The organism is Mariprofundus ferrooxydans PV-1, assembly GCF_000153765.1.
GTDB lineage: Bacteria > Pseudomonadota > Zetaproteobacteria > Mariprofundales > Mariprofundaceae > Mariprofundus > Mariprofundus ferrooxydans.
Genome location: NZ_DS022294.1, coordinates 1,167,469 through 1,178,993, shown reverse-complemented (window position 1 = coordinate 1,178,993; position 11,525 = coordinate 1,167,469). Strand labels below are relative to the sequence as shown.

The 11,525-nt window shown below is 57.7% G+C and carries 14 protein-coding genes; 8 read left to right on the top strand and 6 right to left on the bottom strand.

What is annotated here, in order from left to right:
- The first annotated feature begins 226 nt into the window (after positions 1–226).
- The 3 genes from SPV1_RS14715 to SPV1_RS05395 all read left to right on the top strand — a co-directional run bounded on the left by SPV1_RS14715 (position 227) and on the right by SPV1_RS05395 (position 2,025).
- A complete protein-coding gene (locus tag SPV1_RS14715) occupies positions 227–358 on the top strand; it encodes a hypothetical protein (RefSeq protein WP_269146637.1) in 132 nt (43 codons plus the stop codon).
- Entirely contained in the window at positions 358–1,518 is a 1,161-nt protein-coding gene (locus SPV1_RS05400; RefSeq protein ID WP_009850119.1) for a tetratricopeptide repeat protein, read from the top strand. Before SPV1_RS14715 ends, SPV1_RS05400 begins: the two co-directional genes overlap by 1 nt.
- Positions 1,519–1,653: 135 nt before the next feature.
- On the top strand, positions 1,654–2,025 hold the full coding sequence (locus SPV1_RS05395; protein ID WP_009850118.1) for a Rieske (2Fe-2S) protein: 372 nt from the start codon (positions 1,654–1,656) through the stop codon (positions 2,023–2,025).
- Between the two features lie 28 nt (positions 2,026–2,053).
- Here the strand turns inward: SPV1_RS05395 and SPV1_RS05390 are convergent, their stop codons facing one another.
- The 6 genes from SPV1_RS05390 to SPV1_RS05365 all read right to left on the bottom strand — a co-directional run bounded on the left by SPV1_RS05390 (position 2,054) and on the right by SPV1_RS05365 (position 5,935).
- A complete protein-coding gene (locus tag SPV1_RS05390) occupies positions 2,054–2,650 on the bottom strand; it encodes a 2-hydroxychromene-2-carboxylate isomerase (protein ID WP_009850117.1) in 597 nt (198 codons plus the stop codon).
- Positions 2,634–3,146 (bottom strand): PaaI family thioesterase, encoded by a 513-nt coding sequence (locus SPV1_RS05385; RefSeq protein ID WP_018294194.1) that lies wholly within the window; start codon positions 3,144–3,146, stop codon positions 2,634–2,636. Before SPV1_RS05385 ends, SPV1_RS05390 begins: the two co-directional genes overlap by 17 nt.
- Before the next feature lie 90 nt (positions 3,147–3,236).
- Positions 3,237–3,776 (bottom strand): NADPH-dependent FMN reductase, encoded by a 540-nt coding sequence (locus SPV1_RS05380; protein WP_009850115.1) that lies wholly within the window; start codon positions 3,774–3,776, stop codon positions 3,237–3,239.
- Positions 3,777–3,782: 6 nt separating this feature from the next.
- The gene (locus tag SPV1_RS05375; RefSeq protein ID WP_040881500.1) at positions 3,783–4,562 is read right to left on the bottom strand and encodes a glycine zipper family protein; all 780 of its coding nucleotides are present in this window, start codon (positions 4,560–4,562) and stop codon (positions 3,783–3,785) included.
- A 112-nt stretch (positions 4,563–4,674) separates the two neighbouring features.
- Positions 4,675–5,037: a VOC family protein gene (locus tag SPV1_RS05370; RefSeq protein WP_009850113.1), complete on the bottom strand. Its 363-nt coding sequence runs from the start codon at positions 5,035–5,037 to the stop codon at positions 4,675–4,677.
- A gap of 1 nt (position 5,038) precedes the next feature.
- Positions 5,039–5,935: an ROK family protein gene (locus SPV1_RS05365; RefSeq protein WP_009850112.1), complete on the bottom strand. Its 897-nt coding sequence runs from the start codon at positions 5,933–5,935 to the stop codon at positions 5,039–5,041.
- Between the two features lie 180 nt (positions 5,936–6,115).
- Here SPV1_RS05365 and folD point away from each other — a divergent pair, with 180 nt between their 5' ends.
- The 5 genes from folD to gcvPB all read left to right on the top strand — a co-directional run bounded on the left by folD (position 6,116) and on the right by gcvPB (position 11,513).
- Positions 6,116–6,982 (top strand): bifunctional methylenetetrahydrofolate dehydrogenase/methenyltetrahydrofolate cyclohydrolase FolD, encoded by an 867-nt coding sequence (folD, locus tag SPV1_RS05360; RefSeq protein ID WP_009850110.1) that lies wholly within the window; start codon positions 6,116–6,118, stop codon positions 6,980–6,982.
- Between the two features lie 4 nt (positions 6,983–6,986).
- Positions 6,987–8,078: a glycine cleavage system aminomethyltransferase GcvT gene (gcvT, locus tag SPV1_RS05355; RefSeq protein ID WP_009850109.1), complete on the top strand. Its 1,092-nt coding sequence runs from the start codon at positions 6,987–6,989 to the stop codon at positions 8,076–8,078.
- Positions 8,079–8,154: 76 nt separating this feature from the next.
- Entirely contained in the window at positions 8,155–8,529 is a 375-nt protein-coding gene (gene gcvH / locus SPV1_RS05350; RefSeq protein ID WP_009850108.1) for a glycine cleavage system protein GcvH, read from the top strand.
- A gap of 153 nt (positions 8,530–8,682) precedes the next feature.
- Positions 8,683–10,029 (top strand): aminomethyl-transferring glycine dehydrogenase subunit GcvPA, encoded by a 1,347-nt coding sequence (gcvPA, locus tag SPV1_RS05345; protein ID WP_018294187.1) that lies wholly within the window; start codon positions 8,683–8,685, stop codon positions 10,027–10,029.
- Entirely contained in the window at positions 10,026–11,513 is a 1,488-nt protein-coding gene (gene gcvPB / locus SPV1_RS05340) for an aminomethyl-transferring glycine dehydrogenase subunit GcvPB (protein WP_009850106.1), read from the top strand. Before gcvPA ends, gcvPB begins: the two co-directional genes overlap by 4 nt.
- Positions 11,514–11,525 lie beyond the last annotated feature (12 nt).

Genomic DNA, 11,525 nt, shown 5'->3' with positions numbered 1-11,525 from the left:
GATGGCAGCCCCCGCACACCTGAAATGCTTCCACAACCGGAACACCCATGGCTGGCATGGATCGTCGGCCAGTTTCACTGCACAGGGCGCCGTCGGATGAGGTGCGCCGCCTGTCGGGTTTGCGTGCCCGCTGCTTGATACAGCCCGGCATCTGACGCTGGAAGAGTGGCCCGATAAGGCATCATGGCAGTCGCTGCGTGCAGAGCTGCTGTTGCAGGCGCAGGCCATGGCCGCAGCCAAAGGTGAGGCGATGCCTGAATTGGGTCTGCCGGAAAATCTGGACGCCCTGCAACAGGATATTGCTACGCTGCATGATACGGCAGAGCGCTGGAATGCTCGCGGACAGGGAGGCAACTGATGCGGCTGATTTTTCTGCTTGTACTGGCGCTGGCAGTCAGTGTCGCGTTGATCATCTTTCCCGATATCGCCGATCAGCCCTTGCGGCTGGAGGCTTTCGGTTGGGTGTTTGAAACCCGACAGGGTGCTTTCATCGTTGCGTTGTTTGTTGTTCTGTTGCTGCTCTGGTTGCTCAGAACGGTACTGGGCGGTCTCCTCTCAGGTCCCGGTCAACTGTGGCAAAGCCTGAGTATGGGCAGTCGCAAGCGGCGGGAGAAGCGTTTGCGGGAAGCGCTGGAGCGCTGGCTCAATGGTGATGGCGATCTGAATGCCCGCTTGTTAAAACGTTCCCGTAAAGTGCTGCCCGACTGGGCTCTGGACCTGCTGGCTGTGATGGGAACGCCGGCGAAAGATCAGCCCGCTCCCGATGCGCAGGCCGATCCGATGTTGACGGCGATGATAGCCCGAACAGTAACGTCGCCGCTGGTTTCGCCCAGACCGGATCTGGTTGTGCGCAAGGAGCATCTGAAAGCGTGGCTGGAGATTGCGCCTAATTCGTCACTGGCCAGAAGCAGAATGGCCGATGTCGCGGAAGAAGAGGGTAACTGGCAGGAGTTGGTGGATCTGCTGGAAGAGCGTTGGAAGAAGGGCGAGCAGTCTGCTGCAGGGATCAAGACACGGCTTATTCATGCCTACCTGAAGCTGGCTGAGGCAGATGCAGAGCAGGCGCCGGCCCTGTTGCGTAAAGCGTATCGTTTGAGTCCTGCCGATGGGGCGGTGATGCTGGCTTATGGCCGGGTGCAGCTGCATGACGGCGATAGCAGCAATACCCGACGGGTGTGGCTGAATCACCTGCATTATTACGATGATATGACGATTGCGACCGAATTGCTGGCCATATTGCAGCGTCATGATCCGCTCAAGGTCTATCGCAAACTGGATCGAAAAGTGGCGGCCGAGATCAGTTTCTCCCTGCGCTGGCTGCGCGCAGAGCTGGCGCAGGCGTCCGCTCTGGGCGGGCTGGCATATGAGCAGATGCAGAAGCTGGCTGAAGAGGCCGACTATGCTCCGGCCTGGGAAAGCATGGCGCGCTGGCATGAAACGGCGGGCGAATATGAACAGGCAGCACACTGCTTCAGTCAGGCGTTGGCATCTGTGCATAAACAAAAAAGCGGCGACTGAACAGCCGGCCCGGGATTTGACATTTGCCTGTGTCACTGCTATATAAACAACGTAAAGGATTAGCGGCTCACGTGAGTCGCAGGCGGCTGCAGGCATGCAGCCGCCTCTTTTTTAATCGACAGGAGATCGGCAGAGATGTGCGCTGACAGCGCTCAGTGGCAACAGGTCAACCGTCCGGAGGAGGGCAGGGCAACCGTATTTGCACTGAAATCCACGCTGAAGCTATCCGGCGGGCGCACGGTCGATATTGATGGTCAGGGATTTCTGATCTGTTATCGCGGGCGTTTGCAGGCATGGAAAAATGAGTGCCCGCACGCAGGATCGCCACTGGACTGGATTCCGGGGCAGTTCTTCTCCGAAGATGGTGAACATCTGATTTGTCACACCCATCACGCGGTATTTGACCCTGCATCGGGTGATTGTCTGTCCGGGCCATGCCCGCGCGGTCTCTACCCCTTACCGTTCCGGGAGGCGGGTGAGATGGTCGAAGTGCCCGTTACAGCCTGATGAGAAGCAGAAAAATATAGTAACAGACTCAACTTCGGCTGCGGGTTGCCTCTTTGCAGGCGCGGGCCAGAAAGTCCATGTGATCGATACCGAAGAAGATCTCGCTGCGCCGGCCTGAATGCAGGATAAAGGTAGGCACCCCGAATGCGCCGTCTTTCAGCGCTGTCTCCGTATTGTCGTCGAGCTTGTCGCTGGCCAATGCCAGCCAGTCAGCAGGCAGCCTGTGCGCGGTAACCACCTGCTTCAGCCACCCCTCTGCGCGCGGATCGATTTCGCCTGACCAGATGCTGCTGAATACGGCCTGAGAGAAGAGTGCACGCTCTTCTCCCTCCAGAGCCATGGCGATACGCATGGCCGGCCGACTGTCGAATGTTCCCGGTTTGATCATTTTAAACGGCAGATTCAGATATGCTGCCCAACGTTTGAGGTCACGCAGGCTGTAGAGTGCCTTGTTCCGGATCATGCCCGGCGGCGTATTGCCGGAGAGTTCGATCAGCTTCGGCAAGTTCACCGGCAGCCAGTTGACGCGGACGGCATGCGCCTGTTCGAAGAGGGGCATACGTGTGGAGGCCAGATAGGAGTAGGGTGAGATAAAATCGAAATAAAAATCAATAATCAATGTCACTCTCCCTGTGTTCGTGCGGCGCGACATAGCCGGCCGGGCGAATGGCGACGCTGTTTTTGATGCGGGTGCACACTTTTCCGTCGGCACGCAGATATTGCAGGTCAAAGCAGGGGGTGGCCCGTCCGTGGCGATCCAGTTCATCACTGATGGCGGTGGCGGTCTCTGCCGGAAAATCAAACTGCAGGATCAGGTCGGAGTTGCCTGTGCGGATGAAGTCGAGCTCCAGTTTCCTGGTTGCCACCCGATAGCCGGGAAACCGGTGCATGCATGCGATGGCGGGGATCGGATCGGCCAGGCTGGCCTGATAGCCGCCGTACATATTGCCGGCAGCATTGCGTGATGCCCAGTTCAGTGGCAGGCGGATACGCGCACTGCTCCAGTCATCCGTCAGCGTGATGATTTTTACCCGCATCAGAAAAAATGGCGGGTAGAGCTCAAAGCGCCTTGGGGCGGAGAGAAAACTCAGCTTGTTGATCAGGTGCATGTTGCTGCGCAAGGCTATCCTCCGGGGTGGCCGGATTGTTGGTGCTGCACTCTGTCAGCGGATGCCGTCCGATAGAGCGAGAGGGTGCGTTCCCGAGGTGGTCTAAGAAGCAAGCGATACGGCCTGTTCAAGTGCTGATAGCGAAAGGTCGATGGCTCTCCCGGTTAGCCTGTCTTCCAGATGATTGTCGGCCCTGAACTTTTTGCTGGCAAACGGCACGTTGAGTGAGCCCTCCACAACCACATTGGCATTCATGGCGCTGAGAATCAGGAGTAGCGGGCTATGTGATCTGACGCCGCCCAGACTGCTGGTTGAGACGCTGGTGACGACAACAGGCTTCAGGATCATTGCATCGGACGCGACCAGCCAGTCCAGAGCATTTTTAAGTGCGCCGGGGACACCATGAGCGTATTCCGGTGTGCTGATGATAACGCCGTCGGAAGCCCTGATGCTTGCCATCAGATGCTCTACCGATTCAGGCAGGGCTTCATCGCAAATATCCGGATCGAATAACGGAATCTCTTTCATGCGATCAAAGATCGTAATTTCCATGTCCTCGGGAGCCCGGTCTTTCATGGCCTGTAGCAGGGCAAGGTTATATGAGTGACGCCTGACGCTGCCCGGTATGGCTAATACGTGCATGCCACCTTAATCCTCGCGGCGATCGCGACTGTCGTCGTCTTTATTCTGACGATAGCCGTTATTCCGGCGGTCTCGGTTTTGCAGTTGACGGTCACGCTCGCTGCTGCGCTTGTAGCGGGGGTCGCGCGCCTTGATTTTGCGCTCGGCGCCCTGTCTGCCGCTGCGGTAATCTTCATTACGCTGGTTACGCATCTGCGGCTCTCTTTCCCGGCGCTGCTCAATGCGTTCATGCGGAATCTGTCGCTGCGGCTGACGGTAGACCGGAACAGGTCGCTGGTAGTGGGCAGGTGCGCGATAGCGGCTCATGCGCTCAAGGTTGTGGCGGGCGGGATAGTATTGCGGGTCGAATCTGAGTGCCTGCCGGAAATGCATGCGGGCGCCGTTGCTGTCACCCCACAGCATCAGAGCCACGCCCAGGTCATTGTGTGCTGCCGGATTGTTGGGGCAGTAGGCAATGCCCTGGCGCATCAGAATGATGCGACGGTTCAGCTCGCGTGCATGTCTGGCCCGGCTGAAGTAGATGTCGCCTCTGCCGCAGTTGCTGCGGTGGTAGCGTGGTGCGGATTCATGGATACGATCGTCACGATTATCAGCCAGCATAGCGCCGACCAGACCGCCCAGTACGCCGCCTATGACCGCCCCTTCGACCACCTGATCGCTCTGGGCTCCGATGACGGCGCCGGTCGCTGCACCGACGACCGCTCCCTGTGTTGCTGTCCGCTGCTGGTAGGCGGTTGAGCAACCGGCGAGCAGGCCAATGGCCACAATGGACAGATAACGTTTCATAAATACCTCCTGTAGCAGGTACAAGCTACTATGCAATGGCCATGACACAAGGTCGCCGTACGCCAGCGATTCTTCTGTATTAGACGTGCCGGCCTTGCTGTGTTCCGGGAAGTCAGGCGGCCGGAATCAGCTCCAGGGTGTTGCCGTCGGGGTCCCTACAGAAGAGGGCGATGCGGCCGGATTTGCTCATGGTGCAGGCGATGCCGGCGGCATCCAGACGCTGCCGGATGCCGTCGAACTCATCGGTGTGCAGGGCGATATGATGATCACGACCGCCGTGGACGGGTTTGTCGCAAGCGGCATAAGGATTATCGAGCAGCATCAGGTGAATCTGCTGCCCGTCATCCAGAGCGTACCAGATGCCGTCGAAGTTGAGCTGCGGGCGAGCGGCTCGCTGCAGACCGAGAATCTGTTCGTAAAATGCCGCTGCCCGATCCAGATCGGAGACCAGCAGGCCGATATGTGCAACTTTCACTTTACCTCCCCCAAAGCCAGGCGGCGCCTCGCACGCCGGATGAATCGCCGTGTGCGGGCGGCAACAGGCGGGTGCTGACGCTGTCGGAAAATATATATGACGACCAGAGGCGTGGCACCTGCTCGTAGAGCAGGCTGATGTTGGAGAGCCCGCCGCCGAGTACAATGGCATCCGGATCGAGGATATTGATGACGCCTGCCAGAGCCCGGGCCAGTCGCTCGCAGTAGCGCTCGAGTGTCAGCATACATGCCGCATCGCCTTCGGTGGCCATGCGTGTGATCTCTGCTGCCGTAATATCCTGTCCGCCACAAGCGATGTGATCCCTCCGCATGGCCGGCCCGGAGAGCCATGTTTCAATGCAGCCCTTTCTGCCACAGTAGCAGGGCGGGCCGGGTCTCTCCTCTCTGTTTGCTGACGGTAGCGGGTTATGCCCCCATTCGCCGGCAATGCTGTTCACGCCTTCAAGCAGCTGTCCGTTGACCACGATGCCACCGCCGACACCTGTGCCGAGGATGACGCCGAACACCACGGGCGATCTTGCCGCTGCGCCATCAATCGCTTCGGAGAGCGCGAAGCAGTTGGCATCGTTGGATAATCGCACCGGCCGTCGCAACGCCAGCTCGAGATCCTGTTGCAGCGGTTGATCGTTCAGGCAGGTGGAATTGCAGTTTTTCATTCGGCCTGTGCGAGGGGATATAGCGCCGGGTGTGCCGATGCCGATGTTTGCTGTTTCGCCCGACTCGCCTTCGGCCTGTGCAACCATGTCGGCAATCATGTTTATTGTGGCGGCGTAATCGCCAGCCGGTGTCGGGCGGCGGAAACGCAGGCGTGCCGCGCCGGTTTTATCCAGCGCAATCAGCTCTGTTTTGGTGCCGCCAAGGTCAATGCCGATTCGCATGCTCTAATTCTTTATCGTGAAGTTGGTGATGTACATTAGAAATTCAGATTTCGGCAGGATTATCGCGATTCAACTGCCCGGTCTTGCGTACCTGCTCCCCCTGAGGGGCTGGAGCAGTGCCGGTAGCGTTAAAATATCTGCATTGCCGGAAGGGATACTTGCTGCAACAATGCGCGTATTATGACGACATCAACAACACAGATACTCGACGGCAAGGCGCTGGCCAACCGCCTGCGCGAAGAGATACGCATTGAAGTGGCGGAACTGACACAAAAGCACGGACGGGCTCCCGGCCTTGCGGTGATTCTGGTCGGTGACGACCCGGCATCACATGTCTATGTGCGCAACAAGAAAATAGGCTGTGAAAAGGGCGGGTTTGCATCCTTCTCCTACGAGTTGCCGGCAGAGACCACCCAGCAGCATCTGCTGGGTCTGATCACCGAGCTCAATCATGATCCGAAGGTGGACGGGATTCTGGTGCAGCTGCCATTGCCTGAGCATATCAATCCGGAAACAATTATCGAGGCGATTGATCCGGGTAAGGATGTGGATGGTTTTCACCCGTATAATATTGGTCGTTTGACGGCACGTCAGCCGGCCCTGCGCTCCTGTACCCCGTACGGTTGTATGAAGCTGCTGGAGGAGACAGGGCTAGATTTGCATGGCATGGAGAGTGTGGTTGTCGGCGCATCCAATATTGTCGGTCGCCCGATGGCGCTGGAGTTATTGCTTGCCGGTGCCACGGTGACCGTGTGCCACCGTTTTACCAGAAACCTGCAGGCCCATGTTGAGCGGGCCGATATCGTGATTGCCGCAGCCGGCAAACAGGGGTTGATTCAGGGTGAATGGATCAAGCCGGGGGCCGTGGTGATCGATGTAGGCATGCACCGCTGCGAGGATGGAAAGCTGGCCGGTGATGTGGTGTTCGAATCGGCCAGTAAACGTGCCGGCTGGATTACCCCAGTGCCAGGCGGGGTGGGGCCTATGACCATTACCATGCTGCTGACCAATACAGTGCAGGCCTTTAAAACACATATCGGAGAGTAATCAGATGCCCCAATTAGCTAAAACAGCGCTGTTTGACGAGCACGTCGCGCTGGGTGGAAAAATCGTACCCTTTGCCGGCTTCGAGATGCCGGTGCAGTACAGGAGCGGTGCGCTCAAAGAGTATACAAGCGTACGCGAAGGCGGCGCCGGTCTCTTCGATATTGCGCATATGGGACAGGTGCGCGTCAGTGGCCCTGCAGCACTGGCTTTTCTGCAGTATGTAACAACCAATGATGTATCGAAGCTGGCGACAGGCCAGGTGCACTATTCCGCCCTGTTGAATGAGTCGGGCACCTTTATTGATGATATCACCACCTACAAGATCAGTGACACCGTATATTATCTGTGCATCAATGCTGCCAACCGGCATAAGGATGTAGCGCACCTGCTGGCCGAGGCAAACAACTTTGATGTCCGCGTTGTCGATGAGTCGGATGAGACAACGCTGCTGGCCCTGCAGGGCGCAGCCGCACAGCAGGCGCTGCAGCCGCTGGTGGATCAGGATCTGGAGAGCATCGGCTATTACAAGTTCGCTCAGGTCAGCGTCAATGGTGTCAGCGGCATCGTTTCGCGCACCGGATATACCGGTGAAGACGGATTTGAGATCTATATCCCGAACAGCAATGCAGTTGCGGTATGGACCAGACTGCTGGCAGCGGGTGCCGAGCCGATAGGCCTGGCTGCACGCGATATGCTGCGTACCGAAATGGGCTATGCACTCTATGGCCATGAGATTTCCGATGCGGTGACACCGGTGGAAGCGAAGCTGATGTGGATCACCAAGCTTGATAAGGGTGATTTCATCGGCAGGGAGGCTGTGGTCGCACGCCGGGCTGAAGGTGCGAGGCAGCGGCTGATTGCCATCAGACTGACCGGTCGCGGTATTCCGCGTGAACACTATAAAGTGTTTGTTGATGGCGCTCAGAGCGGGGAAGTGACCTCCGGCATGCATAGTCCGATGGCCGGCGGCGTGGCACTGGCTTATGTGAAGCCTGAACATGCGGATCAGGGGGAGCTGGCTGTGGAGATTCGCGGCAAACTGGTCGCCGCTGAGCGCACCACGTTGCCCTTCGTGCGCAGTAACGTAAGAAGATAGTTTTTGCCTCGCAGCGGATGCATAGTTTCGCCGGGTAAAAGTTGTGAGTGACAGGTGATATAAATGGGAGAGAGAGATGACAATTCCTGCTGATTTGAAATATACCAAAGAACACGAATGGGTGCGTATCGATGGCGATACGGCCACCTTCGGCATTACCGATCATGCTCAGGAAGCGCTCGGTGATATCGTATTTGTCGAGTTGCCGGAGATCGGACGCACGCTTGAGGCGGGTGAAGCCTATGCCGTGGTTGAATCGGTGAAGGCTGTCTCCGATGTCTATGCACCGGTTGCCGGTGACGTTGTCGAAGTGAACGAGGCGCTGGAAGGCGAACCTGAGCTGGTGAATACCGATCCCTATGGTGCAGGCTGGATAGCCAGAGTCACGATCGGCGAAGGCGCGGCCGAATTGATGAGCGACGACGAGTACACTACCTTCCTCGAAGAGTAAGCATTACAAAGCATTCACCGCAGGGGATGCGGAGGACGCAGAGGAAGTCGCGATGTTTTTATACATCTGATGTTCATGTGCCGCATTCGCACATAACAGGATTTCCTCCGTGTCCTCTGTGCCCTCTGTGGTAAAATAGACAGGACATAAACCATGCGATTTTTGCCTCATACCGACAGCGACAGACGGGCGATGCTGGATACGATTGGCGTATCGGGCATCGGCGATCTGTTTGCCGATATACCGTCTGAATTTCATATAGAAAAGGGCTCTCTGGCGATTGCCGATGCGCTGCCGGAAGCAGGCATTGTGCGCAAGTTTACCCGGGCTGCGGAGCAGAATCGCAACGCGACCAATACCCGTTATTTCCTCGGTGGCGGCACCTATCACCATTTTGTGCCGGCTGTTGTCGACTATGTGATTTCGCGCGGCGAATTTCTGACGGCCTATACGCCATACCAGCCGGAGATATCGCAGGGCACGTTGCAGGCACTGTTCGAGTTTCAGACCATGATCGCCCGTTTGACCGGTATGGATGTCTCCAATGCCTCAATGTATGAAGCGGCGACCGCTACGGCGGAAGCCGCCCTGATGGCGCGGCGGGTGACGCGTAAATCGCGCGTCGTGATGGCAGGTTCGGTGAATCCGCGTTACAGGGCTGTTACCGCCAATTATCTCTCCCGGCTGGATGGTGAGTATACGCAAGTGGATATGGGCGCGTTCGGCACCGATCTCGATCGGGTGATTGCCGCCATTGATGCTCAAACCGCCTGTGTAATTGTCCAGTATCCGGACTTTTACGGCTCGGTATACGACCTGGCAGAGTTGCGCGCCGCCTGCGATGCAGCGAAATGTCTGATGGTTGTCGCGTTTTCGGATATTTCGGCCTTTGCGCTGATTGAATCACCCGGAGCCATGGGAGCGGATATCGCTGTTGGTTCCGGCCAGTCGCTCGGCATTCCGATGGGATTCGGCGGCCCGCATCTGGGACTGTTTACCTGCAAACAAAAATATGTGCGCCAGTTGCCCGGTCGCGTCTGCGGCATGACTACGGACGTGAATGGCAAGCGTGGCTTTGTACTGACGCTCTCTACGCGCGAGCAGCATATCCGCCGTGAGAAGGCGACCTCCAATATCTGCTCCAATCAGGGGCTGATGTGTACCGCTGCGGCGACCTATATGACGTTGATGGGCGATGCGGGGCTGGCGACGGTGGCGCGTCACTCGGCTGCAGCCCTGCACTCACTGGTATCCCGTTTGCCGGCACATGTTACAGCCGCAACCGGTGCCCGTTACAATGAAACTGTGCTGAGTTTTGTCGATCATGCCGCGCGTCAGCGTTTTCTGGCAGCGGCAAGTGCGGACGATATATTCGCCGGCATCCCGCTGGAGCAGATCGAAGCGGGCGTGGAGGCAAGGCATCTGCTGGTTGCGACCACTGAAATGGTTGAAGAGAGTGATATCAGCGATTACCTGGCAGCACTGGAGGTGAGCCTGTGAGTGCCGATACAACCTTTAAATACTCGGCGACTGCCGGAATTCAGCATGAAGAGCCCCTGCTCTTTGAGCATGCACATGAGGCGCCGTCATCGATCAGTCTGCCCGGCGTGGATGGTGAAATATCGGATGCGTTGAATCACTTCGCGCGTAAAGATGCGGCCGGTATTCCGGGCCTGTCGGAGCCGGAGGCGGTACGTCATTTTGTACGTATGTCGCAGTGGAACCATGGCATTGAAACCGGCTTCTATCCGCTGGGTTCATGCACGATGAAATACAACCCGCGCGTCAATGAACAGGTCGTGCGGCTGCCCGGTCTTGCTCATATTCATCCGGATCAGCCGGAAGCGACAGCGCAGGGCGTGCTGGCGCTGCTCTATGAGTTGCAGGGTTGGCTGGGTGAGATTGCCGGGCTGCCGTATGTTACGCTGCAGCCTGCCGCCGGCGCGCACGGGGAGCTGGCCGGTTTGATGATGATTCGCGCAGCGCTTGATGCGCGCGGAGATACGCACAGGCGCAAGGTACTGGTGCCCGATTCCGCCCATGGTACCAATCCCGCTTCGGCCGCTCTGTGCGGCATGCATACGGTGGAATTGAAGTCGGGTGCGGACGGGCGCATTGATCTGGATGAGTTGAAAGCGCATCTGGACGCTGACACTGCCGCGCTGATGATGACCAATCCGAACACAGCCGGTGCTTTTGAGTCGGATATCAAGGAGATATGCAGACTGGTTCATGAAGCGGGAGCACTGGTTTACGGCGATGGCGCCAATCTCAACGCGCTGGTCGGTGTGGCGCGCCCCGGGGACATGGGCATCGACTGCCTGCATATCAATGTACACAAAACCTTCTCTACTCCGCATGGCGGTGGCGGACCGGGTGGCGGACCGGTAGCTGTGAACGAGACGCTGGCGCCATTTCTGCCTGTGCCGCGTATCGAAAAACAGGGTGATACCTACGTCCTGCTACAGCACGCTGACACGTCGGTAGGGCCGGTGCTCGGCAGTGTCGGTCAGATCGGCGTGCTGCTGCGTGCACATGCCTATATCTCGGCCTTCGGGCGTCAGCACCTGCACAGTATTGCCGAAGATGCCGTGCTCAATGCCAATTATGTGCTGCGCCGGCTGCAGGGTCGTTATCACGTGCCGTTTCCCGGTCTGTGCAAACATGAGTGTCTGCTGACCGATGAGGTGCAGGAAAGGCATGGTGTTAAAACACTCGATATCGCCAAACGCCTGATTGATCTGGGATTTCACCCGATGACGGTCTACTTTCCATTGATTGTGCATGGCGCGATGCTGATTGAACCGACTGAAACCGAGTCGCGAGAGACGCTGGATGCTTTCTGTGACGCTATGCTGGATATTGCAGATGTCTGTGAAGCGGGTGATACCGATATCCTGCATGAGGCTCCGGTCAAGCCGTTCAGGCGCCGCCTGGATGAAACACAGGCAGCCAGAAAGCCGGTGCTGGTCTGGCCCGCTTGATAAAATTATAAT